Genomic DNA, 14,177 nt, shown 5'->3' with positions numbered 1-14,177 from the left:
TGTCGCTGACCGCGGCGACGAATTGACTTGCCAAACCCGGACTGAGATGGGAGGTCCCTCCCTTCGGCTGGCGGCACCGCGCCCTTGCGCGGACGGACAGTCTTCCAGGCGGGTTGTTGCCCCATTTCCTCCTTAGGGTCCTGATCCCGAGGGAGGGCTCGCTTCCAGATAGGATAGCCATTGCAGAACACCGACTGCCGCCCGGCCGAAAAGCCGCGCTCCTGGAACGCCTCGCTGGCCAAGTATCGCAAGCCGAGCACGGCGCGCAGCGTCTTCGAGATCATCGCCAGCCTGCTGCCCTTCGCGGCCCTGTGGGCGGCGGCGGCGGTGCTGGTGAATCACGGCCAGTGGTGGGGCCTCGTCCTGACCGTGCCGGCCGCCGGCCTTCTCGTGCGCCTGTTCATGCTGCAGCACGATTGCGGGCACGGCTCGCTGTTCTCCCGGCGCGGGCTCAACGACTGGACGGGCCGCGCGCTCGGTGTGCTGACCTTCACGCCCTACGACTACTGGCGTCGGACCCATGCGATCCACCATGCCTCGACCGGCAATCTCGATCAGCGCGGCATCGGCGACATCGACACGCTGACGGTCAGGGAGTACCAGGCGCTGCCCTGGAGCGGGCGGCTGCGCTATCGGCTCTACCGGCATCCGCTGGTGATGTTCGGGCTGGGGCCCGCGTGGCTGTTCGTGTGCCAGTACCGCCTGCCGGTCGGATTGATGCGCGGCGGCCTGGAGCCATGGCTCTCGACGCTCGCTACCAACCTGTGCATCGCCGCCATGGCCGCGCTGCTCATCTGGGCGGCGGGGCCGGGGGCTTTCCTGATGGTGCAGGGGCTGATCATCCTGATGGCGGCGACCGCCGGCGTCTGGCTGTTCTACGTCCAGCACCAGTTCGAGGAGACGCACTGGTCGGCGGGCGGCGACTGGAACTACCAGACCGCGGCGCTGGAGGGCAGCTCGCATTACGACCTGCCGCCGATCCTGCAGTGGTTCACCGGCAATATCGGCATCCACCACGTGCATCACCTGTCCAGCAAGATCCCGTTCTATCGCCTCGGCGAGGTGATGCGCGACTTCCCCGAACTGCGCGACATGAACCGCATCACCCTGCGCCAGAGTTTCGGCTGCGTGAAGCTCGTCCTGTGGGACGAGGACACCCGCCGGCTCGTCTCGTTCCGCCAGGCCCGCACGGCCAGCGCAGCGGCGTGAAGGGGAGGGGCCTCAATCCGCTCCAGCGGACGCCGACGTCCTGCGCTTCATTCCGAGGGCGCGACGCCACTCAAGAGTGGCGGGCGGCCGCCGACTTGCGCTAGTCTTGGGCGAAGACTGGGAGGTCATCGCCATGAACGACAATCCGCATATCGGCGAAAGCTTCGAGAGCTTCCTGCGCGACGAGGGCATCTGCGAGCAGGTCACGGCGGAGGCGGTGAGGCGGGCTCGCCGGATAAAGATTGAGCGGGAGACCTCAGGTTCTCGTCCGGAGGATGAAAAGTAAATATAATATATAGAGAAAAATATCGAAATTTAGGTGACAAAGTGCGCGCGCTAAATTTGGTGAAGTTTTCTGTAAATTAAAATTTTAGAGGCAAAAGCATAGAGGTTTTGAGCATGGTTTCTCGTAAGTCGCTAACCGTTCACTATCGCCGAATGGATGACCCTACAGGTGCGTTAGGCGGAGCCACTCTAGAAGCTCGGGTGCGACGAGCGATGAACGACCGTTATGATGGTGGCCCGTTATCGGAGCATTGGAATAGAAGGGCATGGGCTGTACCGCCAGATGCTTCAGATACGTTGTTAATGAACATCTATCATGATGATAATATCAGCTTTTTTGGTGATTTGACCGTCTATACAAGCGGATACATGCAGGCTTTGCTTCGAAATGAGCCTGATGTGCCGATGCTTACTGTGGAGCAGCAACCTCCTCCGGCTGGAAGAGAGTACATTCATTCGATGATGTACTGGATGATCATCGGCAATCATGTTTTGACTATCCAGAGCCGTTCTCTTTCAACTAAAAATTTGGAGCAGTATTTAACTTGGCTTTTGAAAGAGCGTACGACCCAAATGCAAGCCAACGGCCAAGTAATACTGACGGCCAAATTTGATGGCGATGAGGTTGGGGGGGATTTAGATGATATAAGTCATATAATCGTTGGCGGTACGGGTGTTGTTGAAGCTGCGCCTGCTACGCACCCGCAAGCCCCCCCCACCGAACAGGAGGTGGACCAGCGAGTTGATGTAGGTGCACGTCGCTCATGGGGGGAGCGCGCTATGGCGGTGCTGCGGGCGATAATGAGCAATGAGGCCGACGTCCAAACTTTACTAGAAAATATACCTGAGGGCGCGGACTTAGATGTCTCTGTGCATATCGGATACAAGACTAAAAAGCGTCGCGTTAGCCGCGCGCCCATGCAGCAGGCGTTGCGACATTTGCCTGAAGGAGAAATCACCGCGATTGGCAGGCATGGTAAGATGACGGGAAAGGATATCCGATTGAGTTATCCTGTGCGGGTCCTCTGCTCGGGTAGCCTGCTCGATGCGAACGATGTTCGCGAGAAACTGAGATCCGCTTACGAATATTTTGTCGCCAACGGCAAAATAAACGCTTAGGGACGCTTTTTTAATGAGGTTCTTGGTAAGAAGATGGGATTTCTTTTTGTCGCTAGTGGCGTCCACGGCGGGTGTGTATTTTTTGCCTTACAACTCTGTAAAAAACATTACGACAGAACTTATGGCTTTTTTTAGTATCCAATCTGCTGTTATTCTTCCTGCTATGATATTTACCGCCGGAATTATAAAGCCGGACGGGCTGGAGCTCGAAGATGCTAAACGCTACCACAAAGCGCTGAGGCGCCAGATGCAATTTTGGGTTTCTTTGCTTTGTTTAGATTTTATTGCTGTTTTTTCTTTGATTGCTGGAAAGGCTCTTGATTGGAATCTTGTGGTTGTGACCTGGGAGGGATTTGGTCCAGTGGACCTCAGCTGGTTTATTCCAAGTGTCTTATATTTTTCTGGGGCTTTGGCTGTTTTTCGGACCATTCCCTTTGTGAAAGGAGTTTTGAGCCTGCTTGATCTGAACAGTGATATGGCGATGAAAGCGATAACTCGTAGAAATCAAAATGAAAATGCAGAAAAGAAAGCGCAAGCAGACCCGCGCGAGATGATATTGCCCGAGGGGTACGGACGAGTAGTGAAGTCAGGCGATGAATAAATGGACGTTTTCTCGTGTTTGAGTTGAGCGTATCGCGCGGCTGCGCTTAGTTGGGGTGTTGATTTGGCCCCGCGACCCGTGTTGAATGCCTCCCCATCCCCCACCTCCCCCCTTGCGGGGAGGGCAAAGACCCACTACCCACACACTCGAGCGTTCTGGCGTGCGTTTCCGCGCGCGCGGCACGCGTTCAGGACAAGTCCGCCCCAGGCTGTGGTTTTCGCGCGTGCGCGCGGGGCTTTGAGGGGGCGGGCGACAGGCACGACACAACGGGCAGGACTTCCACGGCATGAGCATCGTCGACACCCGCACCCCCGATCCCAAGAAGTTCATCAAGGGCGCCACGGGCGACTGGGAAATCGTGATCGGCATGGAGGTGCATGCCCAGGTCACCTCGAATGCCAAGCTGTTTTCCGGCGCCTCGACCGAGTTCGGCAAGGATCCGAACGCCAATGTCAGCCTCGTCGATGCGGCGATGCCGGGCATGCTGCCGGTGATCAACGAGGAATGCGTCAAGCAGGCGATCCGCACGGGCCTTGGCCTCAAGGCGCAGATCAACCTCAAGTCCGTGTTCGACCGCAAGAACTACTTCTATCCGGACCTGCCGCAGGGCTACCAGATCTCCCAGTTCAAGCAGCCGATCGTCGGCGAGGGCGAGGTCCTGCTCGACATGCCCGGCGGCGAGCAGGTGACGGTGGGCGTCGAGCGGCTGCATCTGGAGCAGGACGCCGGCAAGTCGCTGCACGACCAGCACCCGACCATGTCCTTCGTCGATCTCAACCGCTCGGGCGTCGCGCTGATGGAGATCGTCTCCAAGCCGGACCTGCGCTGCGCCGACGAGGCGAAGGCCTATCTGACCAAGCTGCGCACCATCCTGCGGTATCTGGGCACCTGCGACGGCAACATGGACCAGGGCTCGATGCGCGCCGACGTCAACGTCTCGGTGCGCGCGCCGGGCGGAGCCTTCGGCACGCGCTGCGAGATCAAGAACGTCAACTCCATCCGCTTCGTCGGCCAGGCCATCGAGTATGAGGCCCGCCGCCAGATCGGCATCCTGGAGGACGGCGGCAGCATCGACCAGGAGACGCGCCTGTTCGATCCGGTCAAGGGCGAGACCCGCTCCATGCGCTCCAAGGAGGAGGCGCACGACTACCGCTATTTCCCCGATCCGGACCTGCTGCCGCTGGAGTTCGACCAGGCTTATGTCGACGCGCTCGCCGTCGACCTGCCGGAGCTGCCGGACGACAAGAAGGCACGCTTCATCGCCGATTACGGGCTCACCGCCTATGACGCCGACATCCTGGTGGCGGAAAAGGCCTCGGCCGACTTCTTCGAGGAGGTCGCCAAGGGGCGCGATGCCAAGCTGTCGGCCAACTGGGTGATCAACGAGCTGTTCGGCCGGATCAACAAGGAAGGGCTGGAGCTGAGCGAAAGCCCGGTCTCCGCCGGCCAGCTCGGCGGCATCGTCGATCTGGTGGTCGACGGGACGATTTCCGGCAAGATCGCCAAGGACCTGTTCGAGATCGTCTGGAGCGAGGGCGGCGACCCGGCTGCGATCGTCGAGGCGCGCGGCATGCGCCAGGTGACGGATCTCGGCGCCATCGAGGCCGAGGTCGACAAGATCATCGCCGCCAACCCGGACAAGGTCGAGCAGGCGCGCGCCAAGCCCGGTCTTCTCGGCTGGTTCGTCGGCCAGGTGATGAAGGCGACCGGCGGCAAGGCCAACCCGCAGGCGGTCAACGACCTGCTCAAGGCGAAGATCGGCATCGAGTAGGGCGGGGCGGCTTCGCTCTGGCAGCCAATGGGCCCCGGGTCGCGCTTCGCTTGCCCGGGGTGACGGCTGAGGGGATGCGAGGTCGGCGCGCCACCCACAGGATGTCATCCCGGCCTTGCCTGCAGCCGGCATGACGCCCGCGCGCACCGCCCTGTCATCATCCCGTAACGAGAACGGCTTACCCGGCTCACTTCAAGGCAACTTGAGGAGAGTCGGAGGTGGCCATGCTGTCGGGTCAGGCGTCGAACACGAAGTCGGTCAATGCGGGGCGGGGCGCTCTGCTCGGCCGGGCGGTGCATCGCAACAAGGCCCTGTCGGGCGAGGGCGCGCTGGAGCGGCTCTTCACCCTGGCCTTCCAGGGGCTGGTCTATCCGCAGATCTGGGAAGACCCCGAGATCGACATGGACGCGCTGGAGATCGGCCGCGACCACAAGGTGGTGACCATCGCCTCGGGCGGCTGCAACGTCCTGTCCTACCTGACGGCCGATCCGGCCAGCATCACCGCTGTCGACCTCAACCGCGCGCATGTGGCGCTGACCCGGCTGAAGCTCGCCGCCGTCAAGCATCTGCCGGGGCATGACGACTTCTACCGCTTCTTCGGTAAGGCGGACGAGAAGGGCAATGTCGAGGCCTACAACCGCTTCCTGCGCGAGCGGCTCGACCCGGAAACCCGCGACTACTGGGAAAAGCGCGGCCTGACCGGGCGCAAGCGCATCACCCTTTTCGCCCGCGACCTCTACCACCACGGGCTGCTCGGCTATTTCATCGGCGCCGGCCATTTCGTCGCCCGCGCCTATGGCATCGATCCCAAAGACATGCTGCGCGCCCGATCGCTGGAGGAGCAGCGCACCTATTTCGACAAGGCGCTGGCGCCGTTGTTCGACAAGCGGATGGTCCGCTGGGCGACGTCGAAGCGCGTGTCGCTCTACGGGCTCGGCATTCCGCCGGCGCAGTACGAGGCGCTGGCCGGCAGCGGCCCCGGCGGCATGGCGGCGGTGCTGCGCGAGCGGCTGGAGCGGCTGGCCTGCGACTTCCCGCTTTCGGAAAACTACTTCGCCTGGCAGGCCTTCGGCCGCGGCTACGCCAATGACGAGGCCGGCCCGCTGCCGCCCTATCTGCGGCGGGACCACTTCGAGGCGATCCGCGCCCGCGCCGACCGGGTGCGCGTGGTCAACCGCTCCTTCACCGACTATCTGGCCGCGCAGGAGGGGGGCAGCGTCGACCGCTACGTCCTGCTCGATGCGCAGGACTGGATGACCAACGCCGCGCTCAACGCCCTATGGTCGGAGATCACCCGCACGGCCCGTCCGGGCGCGCGCGTCGTCTTCCGCACGGCGGCCGAGCCCAGCCTGCTGCCGGGCCGCGTCGCGCCGGAAATCCTGGGGCAGTGGCGCTACGATGCGGAGCGCTCGCGCAAGCTCGGCTACATGGACCGTTCGTCGATCTATGGCGGCTTCCACCTCTATATCCGCGGCGCGGCATGAGTGCGCGGGGCGAGCCGGAGACAGGCGCACGGGCCTCCGGCGGCGCGGAGCTGATGGACGGCATCTACCGCTGGCAGCGGCATGTCTATGACGCGACGCGCAAATACTATCTGCTCGGCCGCGACCGGCTGATCGACGATCTCGCCCCGCTGCCGGGCGGCACGGTGCTGGAGCTGGGCTGCGGCACGGCGCGCAATCTGGTGCTGGCCGCCCGCCGGCACCCGCAGGCGCGCTTCTTCGGCATCGACATCTCGCAGCAGATGCTGGAGAGCGCGCGCGGCTCGATCCGCCGCGCGGGGCTTGATGACCGGATCAGCGTCGCGCAAGGCGACGCGACGGCGTTCGACACGGCGGCGCTGTTCGGCGTCGAGCGCTTCGACCGGGTGTTCTTCTCCTACAGCCTATCGATGATCCCGCCCTGGCGCGAGGCGCTCATGGCCGGCGCCGGCGCGCTGGCCCCCGGCGGCCGGCTGCATCTGGTCGACTTCGGCACGATGGAGGCCTGGCCGGGCTTGGTGCGCGCGCCGTTCCGCGCTTGGCTGTCCGCCTTCCACGTCGCGCCGCGGGCGGATCTGGGGGCGGCGCTGGAAGCCTGCGCGCAGGCGCACGGGGCACGGGCCTCGTTCCGCCGGCTGCATGGCGGTTACGCGGTGATCGGGCGGCTGGAGGCGTAAGGCTGCCCCTCCCGTGATGCGCTGCGGGCGCCTGCCGGTCGCCTCGGAATGGAACATCCGGCCGTCTGGTGCGTTTCTTGACCGCTGCAACGGCCATGCTAGGCTGCAGAGGCAGCGCGCGGGCACGTCCCGGCGCGCTAAGGAGGGGCGGACAATTCCATGGCGGCCGACGGCGACAGCACGGACGCACGCGACCGACTTTCCCGGGAGCCGTTGGCGATGTGCGTCCGGCGGCTCCGCGTTTCCGCTTCCATTCCCGTTTTCGCAGGCCCAATGCCCGCACCCGCTTGCCGACAGGTCCGGCACGGCGGGTCTTGCGCGCGCCTGCGCCGTCGCCATTAGGAAAGGTTCGATATGGAATTCCTGGCAGATCCGAACATCTGGATCGGGCTTGTCACCCTGGTTTTGCTCGAGGTTGTACTCGGCATCGACAACCTCGTGTTCATCGCCATCCTGGCCGACAAGCTGCCGCCCGAACAGCGCAACAAGGCGCGCCTGATCGGCCTGTCGCTGGCGCTCTTCATGCGCATCGCGCTGCTGTTCTCGATTTCCTGGATCGTGACGCTGACCAACCCGCTGTTCTCGCTGGGCGGCTTCTCCTTCTCCGGGCGCGACCTGATCCTGATCATCGGCGGCGTGTTCCTGCTGTTCAAGGGCACGATGGAGCTGCACGAGCGCCTCGAGGGCGCGCATGGCCACAAGAGCGGCAAGATCGTCCACGCGGTGTTCTGGCAGGTGATCGTGCAGATCGTCGTGCTGGATGCGGTGTTCTCGCTCGACAGCGTCATCACCGCCGTCGGCATGGTCAACAATCTGTGGGTGATGATCGCGGCCGTGTGTATCGCCATGGCGGTGATGATGATCGCCTCCAAGCCGCTGATGGCCTTCGTCTCCAAGCATCCGACCGTGGTGATCCTGTGCCTGGGCTTCCTGCTGATGATCGGCTTCAGCCTGGTGGTGGAAGGCTTTGGCCAGCATATCCCGAAGGGCTATCTCTATGCCGCCATCGGCTTCTCGGTGCTGATCGAGGCGTTCAACCAGGTCGGCCGCCACAACCGCGAGCAGATGGTCGTTTCCGGAAACCTGCGTGAGCGCACCTCCGAGGCGGTGCTGCGCTTGCTCGGCGGCAGGGTCGGCGAGCAGCCGCTGGGCGAGACGGTCGACGTGATCGCCGAGCAGGCGGCCCTGGGCGAATTGTTCAAGCCCGAAGAGCAGGACATGATCCGCGGCGTGCTGGGGCTCGGCCAGCGCCCGGTCAGCTCGATCATGACGCCGTCCAACGAGCTGGAATGGCTGGACCTGGACAAGCCGGACGAGGAGCTGCGCGGGGCGATCCGCCGGCTCACCCACGGGCGCGTGGTGCTGGCGCGCGGCAGCGTCGACGAGTTCGTCGGCGTGGCTCTGACCAAGGATCTGCTGAACGCGGTGATCGGCGGCGAGGCGATCGACTGGGCGCAGCTGATGCGCCAGCCGGGCGTCGTGCACGAGATGACCGACGTGCTGACGGTGATGGAGCTGCTGCGCCGTTCGCCGGTGCAGATGGCGATGGTGATCGACGAATACGGCTCGCTGGAAGGCATCGCCACGCCCACCGACGTGCTGGAAGCGATCGCCGGCGAGTTCCCCGACATGGACGAGGAGGCAGCCGCGCTGCAGCAGCAGGAGGACGGCTCGTGGACGGTGGATGCCTTCATCGACATCCGCCAGCTCAGCGTCGCCATCGGCCGCGATCTCGTCGACGAGGCCAACCGCTACTCCACGCTCGCCGGATATATCCTGTCGCAGCTGGGGCACCTGCCGAAGGTCGGCGACGTGCTGGAGGCCGGAGACCTGCGCTTCGAGGTGATGTCGCTGGAAAAGCGTGCCATCGGCAGGGTGCGGATCTCGCCGCTGGACACCCGGGCGGCACCGCATGACTAAGGGCGGGATGTTCGAGTCGGAGCTTCAAGGCCTTCATATCGCGCCTGCGGGCGAGGACGACCTGGGCGCCTGCGTCGCCTTGATGAGCGCCAATGCGGCCGGCGCGCGCGTCGGGCAGGAGGCGGAGGATCTGGCGCCTTATGTCGCCGCGTTCCGCCGCATGGTGGCGGGTGGGGCCAGCGTCCTGCATGTGGCGCGCCTGCCGGGCATGGAGGCCGGGCGCATCGCCGGCATGTTCGAGCTGACGATCATCGACGGGCTGTCCTTCGGCGGGCGCCCGCGTGCCCAGGTGGAGAGCGTGCATGTGGACCCGGAGCTGCGCGGATGTGGCATCGGCCGGGCGATGATGCGCTTTGCGGAGGCGAGGGCGCGCGACTGCGGCTGCGTGCTGCTGCAGCTCACCTCCAACCGCGAGCGGGAGGGCGCGCACGACTTCTACCGGGCGCTGGGCTACCAGCCCTCGCATGTCGGCTACAAGCTGATGCTGTGAGCGGTGCGCGGCGTACGTGTGGCGTGATCGAGCGTTCACGCGGGCCCGCTTGTCGCACCGCCTTCGGCCGCGGGTGGTTGTGCCGGCGCTTTCCGGCCTTAAGTTCTAACCCGACCGGCCGCAGTCGGCGCGCGCACAAGCGTCCGCGAGCCTCCGGCCTTTTGGAGAAACATGGAGCATGACAGGCATGTCCGCGACCCAGACCAAGCCCATCGAACTGCATTACTGGCCGACCCCGAACGGCTGGAAAGTCTCGATCCTGTTGGAGGAACTCGGCGTTCCCTACAACCTCAACCTCGTCAATATCGGCGCGGGCGACCAGTTCAAGCCGGAGTTCCTGAAGATCTCGCCGAACAACCGCATGCCGGCCATCGTCGATCCGGAAGGGCCGGGTGGCGAGCCGATCTCGGTCTTCGAATCCGGCGCCATCCTGCAGTATCTCGGGCGCAAGTTCGGCCAGTTCTACCCGACCGACGAGCGCAAGCGGGTGAAGGTCGACGAGTGGCTGATGTGGCAGATGGGCGGCTTCGGCCCGATGCTCGGCCAGAACCACCATTTCCGCGTCTATGCGCCGGAGAAGATCCCTTACGCCATGGATCGCTATCTCAACGAGACGCACCGGCTTTACGGCGTGCTCGACAAGCAACTCGCCGGGCGCGACTTCGTTGCCGACGAGTATTCCATCGCCGACATGGCCATCGTCGGCTGGGCGACCGGTTGGGAGCGTCAGGGCATGGAGCTCGGCAAGGACTTCCCGAATGTCCAGCGCTGGCTGGAGGCGCTGAAGGCGCGCCCGGCGGTCGAGCGCGGGCTGGCCGTCGGCCGTGAGATGCGCGAGCAGCTCAACCTTGCCAACGACAAGGGCGCGCAGTCGGTGCTGTTCGGCCAGCGCGCACGCTGACTGACCTTTCGCGAATTACAGAGGCGCCGGGGGATCAGTTCGCCCGGCGCCACACTTCCGTTTCGCACAGCTGCACGACCATGCGCACGCAGCCGCGAATGGACAGGCGGTCGTCGCCCTGCAGCGTCGCCGTCGCCTTGGCTGTCACGCCCCGCCGCGGGTCGTAGACGCGGGCGCTCCAGGTGCCGGCCTTGTCGCCCGGCGCGATATCCCAGATCACCGGTACGTTGAGAAGCTTGCGGCTCCGCTTGGCGGCGTCGCGGTTCTTCACGTCCGTCGCGCTCTGCCGCGTGGTGCCGGCGGGCGGGGGAAAATCCACCAGCAGGCCGCAGGGCGCGGCGCCGCAGGGGCCGACGCGTACGGTGCCGGCAGCCGGTGTCTGCCAGGTTCCGAAGATCTCCTTCGCGGCGAGGGCGGGTGGCGCGAGGGCGAAAAGCGCGAGCCCTGCAAGCGCGGGCAGGGGCAGTAGGCGAGCGGGCGTCATCGGTTTCCTTTCGCGGGGCATGCGAGGACGTGTCGAGTTCGCAGGCTGCCGGACAAGTTGGGCGCCAGGGTGACCGCCTCTGGCCGGCTTCGTGTCGGGCTTTGGGAAAGCTTGTGCCGGGGGGAGCGCCGACTCCTGTCAAAGGGTTTGATGGCGCCAGTTCTTCTCAAGGTGAATCAAGCGTTTCCCGGACAAATCCACGTTGATTCAAGTTGCCTTGATTTCACTGCCGTTTCGGCGCGGAAATGCTGAATCCTTCGTGAAGTTTACCAAGCGTTTTCGACTCGTTTGCTTCCCGTTAAGCGAGAATTTTAAGCTCGCGTTGAAGGGGGCGGACCACACTCGATCAGGAAGATTGCAGGGAAAACAGCAAGCATCCCGAGGTCTTCGGCCCACAACGGACCGGCAGAACGCCGGCTGCAAGACGACTGACAAGGAGTGTGAAACATGGCTCGTTTGGAACTGGGTTCCCCCGACCTCGCCATCATGGGCGGCCAGCCCGCCGGCCCGGATATCCTGCTGCAGATGGGGCTGGACTGCGCCTGCGGCCGCCACGGTGCCGCCGACCTGGTTGCCGCGCACAAGTGGTTCAACATCGCCGCCGTCAAGGGCAGCCAGGATGCGGTGCGCTACCGCAAGGAAATCTCCGCCGAGATGACCCGCTCGGAAATCGCCGACGCCCAGCGTGCGGCCCGCGAGTGGCTGTCCCTGCATTGATCCGCGGTGGAGCCGGTCCCTGCGCAAGGGGCATTTCCACCAAGGACATCAACCAGGCTGCGGCGCGCTGAAGCGTAACCCGCGTAGCGCATGCGACATGACCGGCGCCCGTGCCGCAGCCCGTTTTCCTCTTGGCCGCCCGCCGCGGCCCGCCCGCCCGGAGCACGGCACGTCATCGCAGCTGCAAGCGCGTGTGCTGATTCCTTCCGGCGGTTTCTGGTAGTGCTCGCCGCCACGGCCTCCCGCCGGGCTTTCTTCTCGCGCTTCCTTTCTCACTCCGCCTTGTCGTTCGGGTCCCCGCCGGCCTTGCCGCCGCTTTTTCCCGCCTGCGTCCTGCCGGCTTTCGCGTAGCGCGTATCCGTCCGGCGGCGGAGAGGGTGATACGGCTCCTGCGCCTGTTCGGCCAAGCCGTCCGCCAGTTCTCCCGCCGCCTGTTGCAACGCCGCAATCTCACGGATCGCTGCCAGCCGGCTGCCGAGTATGTCCAGTTCCGGATAGGGCGCCAGCCGGGCGATGGCCGCATCCAGACGCTCGATAATCTGCCTGCGGGCCGCGTCCTGGCGGCTTTTCCTGTCCATGCCGTTCCCTTTCTCCTCGTCCCGGCACGGACTGTGCTGCCGAACCGTTTGCGTCCTCGTATCTCCTGTGGTCTGCAAGTCTTGCAGGCTTTGCCCGGCTCACCATCATGGGTTTCCCGGATTGACGGGCGGGTCCGTTCACCCGATCAGGCCGAGGCGGAACGCCCTTGCGACGAGATGCACCTTGTTTGCCGCATCGAGCTTTCGCCGCGCGGCGGCAAGATGGCTTTCCACGGTCCTGGGAGCGATGCCGAGAATGGCGGCGGTCTCCCACTCCGTCTTGCCTTCCGCCGCCCAGGCGACGCAGTCGCGCTCGCGGCCGGTGAGGGGGGAGGCGGGGCGCCACCGCTCGCCATGAACAAGGACGGCGGCCCGCTCTGCCGCGCCCGCCGCCAGCAGCGCCAGCGTGGTGCGGTGGGCCGGGTCCAGTTCGATGCGCTCGCCGCTGAGCGAGATGCTGCCGCGCCCGCCGGCGGGACCGGAAAAGGGCAGGGCGAAGCCGGCGGACAGCCCGTGCTCGCGGGCTTCCTCCATCATCCGCCGGGCCAGGGGCGCCCGGTCTGTCGGCGCGCGCGCCTCGCGCCAGTCGAACATCGCGTCGGTGGCCGCGATCTGCGATATCACCGGGTCGATCTCGACATAGCGGCGGGCGACATAGCGCTCCAGCCATTCGGCCGGCCAATTGCCGAAGAAGATGGACTTCCTCGCCTCGTCCGGCGGGGTGGAAGGGGCGGGCAACAGCCCACACATCACCTGGTCGATGCCGTAGACGCCCGTCGCGGTGACCAGCCGGCCGCGCACCTCCTCCGCACTCGGTGCGTGGCGGATCCGGTCGAGATGGGCAAGCAGGTCCGCCGCGTGCAAGGGCGCCTCAGTCGATGATCCCGAGGCGCAGCGCCTTGGCGATGAGATGCACCTTGTTCGCGGCGTTGAGCTTTCTGCGGGCAGCGATGAGGTGGCTTTCCACGGTCTTGGGGGCGATGCCGAGGATGGCGGCGGTCTCCCACTCCGTCTTGCCTTCCGCCGCCCAGGCGACGCAATCGCGCTCGCGGTTGGTGAGGGGGGCCAGGCTGCGCCGCGTGCGCTTGCAGGCGCGCTTCGCCGTCATCGTCTCCGGGGGCAGCCCCTTGGAGCGGCGCCAGGTCCGGTAGAGCTCGCGCGCGAGCGCATCGTTGCGCGCCTCGGCGATCGCCTCGAAGGGGACAGCCTCCAGTATGGTCGTCATGAAACCCGTTCGGTTCAATGAATGGTCCGGCCAGGGCCGTTCTCAATTGTCCGCACCTTCGAAATTCCGGCACGCACCGGCCTTGGGGCAGGGCCCTGTTCGCCGGCCCGAACAGTTCAGTGCGCCCGCGCCGGCGACGGAAATATGTTTTTCGTCTCGATAAGGTCGAGCAAGGCGACGAGGGCGCCTGTGCCCCGCCGTTTTGCTGGCCGAACGCCCCTTTGCCTGTGGAAATTCGCCGGGAAAGACGCAGGAAAGCTGCCATTTTCCGCGCACCGGCAGGGCAGGGGGACAAAACCGCAACTTCCCGTCTTGCCAAACGCTCGCAAATCCTCGAAAAGGACGCCACGGAGAGGTGGCCGAGTGGTCGAAGGCGCTCCCCTGCTAAGGGAGTATACCGGAGACGGTATCGAGGGTTCGAATCCCTTCCTCTCCGCCACTTGCGCATTGCAAACCCGAAAACAGGTCCCTCGTGGGGCCTTTTTCTTTATGCACCAAAGGGGTTTGCAGGCACCATCCGCCCTTTGGAGAAGGCCGACTGCGCGAGATCGGTCTCCGAACGCCCTCCGTCTCTTTCCACCCGCCCCTCGCTGTCGGCGAGACGGTTTCAAAACCCCCATACATTTCAATGAAATGACGGGGTTGCGTTGCGCCCGTGTTTCGGTGGTTCCGGCTTGTTTCAAGGTCACGTCCGTCAAGCTGGTGTAAATTCCTGGATG

General features: G+C 64.7%; 15 protein-coding genes and 1 tRNA gene. 12 read left to right on the top strand and 4 right to left on the bottom strand.

Features of this window, described 5'->3' with window-relative positions; translation table 11 throughout:
- Window positions 1-180: 180 nt before the first annotated feature.
- The 10 genes from H7H34_RS12575 to H7H34_RS12530 all read left to right on the top strand — a co-directional run bounded on the left by H7H34_RS12575 (window position 181) and on the right by H7H34_RS12530 (window position 10,454).
- Complete coding sequence (locus H7H34_RS12575) at window positions 181-1,209, top strand: fatty acid desaturase (RefSeq protein WP_185925377.1); 1,029 nt, start codon at window positions 181-183, stop codon at window positions 1,207-1,209.
- A 133-nt stretch (window positions 1,210-1,342) separates the two neighbouring features.
- Window positions 1,343-1,495, top strand: a complete 153-nt coding sequence (locus H7H34_RS12570; protein WP_185925376.1) for a hypothetical protein — start codon at window positions 1,343-1,345, stop codon at window positions 1,493-1,495.
- A 212-nt stretch (window positions 1,496-1,707) separates the two neighbouring features.
- Window positions 1,708-2,613: a hypothetical protein gene (locus tag H7H34_RS12565; RefSeq protein WP_185925375.1), complete on the top strand. Its 906-nt coding sequence runs from the start codon at window positions 1,708-1,710 to the stop codon at window positions 2,611-2,613.
- A gap of 13 nt (window positions 2,614-2,626) precedes the next feature.
- On the top strand, window positions 2,627-3,214 hold the full coding sequence (locus tag H7H34_RS12560) for a hypothetical protein (RefSeq protein ID WP_185925374.1): 588 nt from the start codon (window positions 2,627-2,629) through the stop codon (window positions 3,212-3,214).
- Between the two features lie 286 nt (window positions 3,215-3,500).
- Window positions 3,501-4,985, top strand: coding sequence for an Asp-tRNA(Asn)/Glu-tRNA(Gln) amidotransferase subunit GatB (gene gatB, locus H7H34_RS12555; RefSeq protein WP_185925373.1), 1,485 nt, complete (start codon window positions 3,501-3,503; stop codon window positions 4,983-4,985).
- A gap of 224 nt (window positions 4,986-5,209) precedes the next feature.
- Window positions 5,210-6,469 carry a BtaA family protein gene (locus H7H34_RS12550; RefSeq protein ID WP_185926532.1) on the top strand — a complete coding sequence of 420 codons (1,260 nt, stop codon included), beginning with the start codon at window positions 5,210-5,212 and terminating at the stop codon, window positions 6,467-6,469.
- A complete protein-coding gene (locus tag H7H34_RS12545; protein WP_185925372.1) occupies window positions 6,466-7,143 on the top strand; it encodes an SAM-dependent methyltransferase in 678 nt (225 codons plus the stop codon). The genes H7H34_RS12550 and H7H34_RS12545 overlap by 4 nt, the downstream gene beginning before the upstream one ends.
- Before the next feature lie 354 nt (window positions 7,144-7,497).
- A complete protein-coding gene (locus H7H34_RS12540) occupies window positions 7,498-9,063 on the top strand; it encodes a TerC family protein (RefSeq protein ID WP_185925371.1) in 1,566 nt (521 codons plus the stop codon).
- A complete protein-coding gene (locus tag H7H34_RS12535) occupies window positions 9,056-9,553 on the top strand; it encodes a GNAT family N-acetyltransferase (protein ID WP_199681005.1) in 498 nt (165 codons plus the stop codon). Before H7H34_RS12540 ends, H7H34_RS12535 begins: the two co-directional genes overlap by 8 nt.
- 187 nt (window positions 9,554-9,740) lie before the next feature.
- A complete protein-coding gene (locus H7H34_RS12530; protein WP_120268328.1) occupies window positions 9,741-10,454 on the top strand; it encodes a glutathione S-transferase N-terminal domain-containing protein in 714 nt (237 codons plus the stop codon).
- Window positions 10,455-10,488: 34 nt separating this feature from the next.
- Here H7H34_RS12530 and H7H34_RS12525 read toward each other — a convergent pair whose 3' ends face one another.
- Complete coding sequence (locus H7H34_RS12525) at window positions 10,489-10,938, bottom strand: DUF2147 domain-containing protein (protein ID WP_185925370.1); 450 nt, start codon at window positions 10,936-10,938, stop codon at window positions 10,489-10,491.
- A gap of 447 nt (window positions 10,939-11,385) precedes the next feature.
- On the opposite strand from H7H34_RS12525, the gene H7H34_RS12520 reads away from it, so the two are divergent.
- Window positions 11,386-11,655, top strand: a complete 270-nt coding sequence (locus H7H34_RS12520; protein ID WP_120267632.1) for a hypothetical protein — start codon at window positions 11,386-11,388, stop codon at window positions 11,653-11,655.
- Window positions 11,656-11,927: 272 nt separating this feature from the next.
- On the opposite strand, the gene H7H34_RS12515 is transcribed toward H7H34_RS12520, so the two are convergent.
- From H7H34_RS12515 to H7H34_RS12505, 3 genes are all read right to left on the bottom strand, one after another.
- Entirely contained in the window at window positions 11,928-12,233 is a 306-nt protein-coding gene (locus tag H7H34_RS12515; RefSeq protein WP_185925369.1) for a hypothetical protein, read from the bottom strand.
- Window positions 12,234-12,371: 138 nt separating this feature from the next.
- The gene (locus H7H34_RS12510; protein WP_185925368.1) at window positions 12,372-13,097 is read right to left on the bottom strand and encodes a LuxR family transcriptional regulator; all 726 of its coding nucleotides are present in this window, start codon (window positions 13,095-13,097) and stop codon (window positions 12,372-12,374) included.
- Between the two features lie 7 nt (window positions 13,098-13,104).
- Window positions 13,105-13,458, bottom strand: a complete 354-nt coding sequence (locus H7H34_RS12505) for a response regulator transcription factor (RefSeq protein ID WP_185925367.1) — start codon at window positions 13,456-13,458, stop codon at window positions 13,105-13,107.
- Between the two features lie 349 nt (window positions 13,459-13,807).
- On the opposite strand from H7H34_RS12505, the gene H7H34_RS12500 reads away from it, so the two are divergent.
- Window positions 13,808-13,897, top strand: a tRNA-Ser gene (locus tag H7H34_RS12500).
- Window positions 13,898-14,177: the final 280 nt, after the last annotated feature.

The sequence above is a fragment of the Stappia sp. 28M-7 genome, assembly GCF_014252955.1.
Classification (GTDB): domain Bacteria; phylum Pseudomonadota; class Alphaproteobacteria; order Rhizobiales; family Stappiaceae; genus Stappia.
Note: the sequence above shows the minus strand (reverse complement) of the source record. Positions and strands in the feature narration are given on the sequence as shown.

Excerpts from the sequence above, each read along its gene's own strand:
- H7H34_RS12570 (WP_185925376.1), top strand. The coding sequence starts at position 1,343 with ATGAACGACAATCCGCATATCGGCGAAAGCTTCGAGAGCTTCCTGCGC.
- H7H34_RS12565 (WP_185925375.1), top strand. The coding sequence starts at position 1,708 with ATGAACGACCGTTATGATGGTGGCCCGTTATCGGAGCATTGGAATAGA.
- H7H34_RS12560 (WP_185925374.1), top strand. The coding sequence starts at position 2,627 with ATGAGGTTCTTGGTAAGAAGATGGGATTTCTTTTTGTCGCTAGTGGCG.
- gatB (WP_185925373.1), top strand. The coding sequence starts at position 3,501 with ATGAGCATCGTCGACACCCGCACCCCCGATCCCAAGAAGTTCATCAAG.
- H7H34_RS12550 (WP_185926532.1), top strand. The coding sequence starts at position 5,210 with ATGCTGTCGGGTCAGGCGTCGAACACGAAGTCGGTCAATGCGGGGCGG.
- H7H34_RS12545 (WP_185925372.1), top strand. The coding sequence starts at position 6,466 with ATGAGTGCGCGGGGCGAGCCGGAGACAGGCGCACGGGCCTCCGGCGGC.
- H7H34_RS12540 (WP_185925371.1), top strand. The coding sequence starts at position 7,498 with ATGGAATTCCTGGCAGATCCGAACATCTGGATCGGGCTTGTCACCCTG.
- H7H34_RS12535 (WP_199681005.1), top strand. The coding sequence starts at position 9,056 with ATGACTAAGGGCGGGATGTTCGAGTCGGAGCTTCAAGGCCTTCATATC.
- H7H34_RS12530 (WP_120268328.1), top strand. The coding sequence starts at position 9,741 with ATGTCCGCGACCCAGACCAAGCCCATCGAACTGCATTACTGGCCGACC.
- H7H34_RS12525 (WP_185925370.1), bottom strand. The coding sequence starts at position 10,938 with ATGACGCCCGCTCGCCTACTGCCCCTGCCCGCGCTTGCAGGGCTCGCG.
- H7H34_RS12520 (WP_120267632.1), top strand. The coding sequence starts at position 11,386 with ATGGCTCGTTTGGAACTGGGTTCCCCCGACCTCGCCATCATGGGCGGC.
- H7H34_RS12515 (WP_185925369.1), bottom strand. The coding sequence starts at position 12,233 with ATGGACAGGAAAAGCCGCCAGGACGCGGCCCGCAGGCAGATTATCGAG.
- H7H34_RS12505 (WP_185925367.1), bottom strand. The coding sequence starts at position 13,458 with ATGACGACCATACTGGAGGCTGTCCCCTTCGAGGCGATCGCCGAGGCG.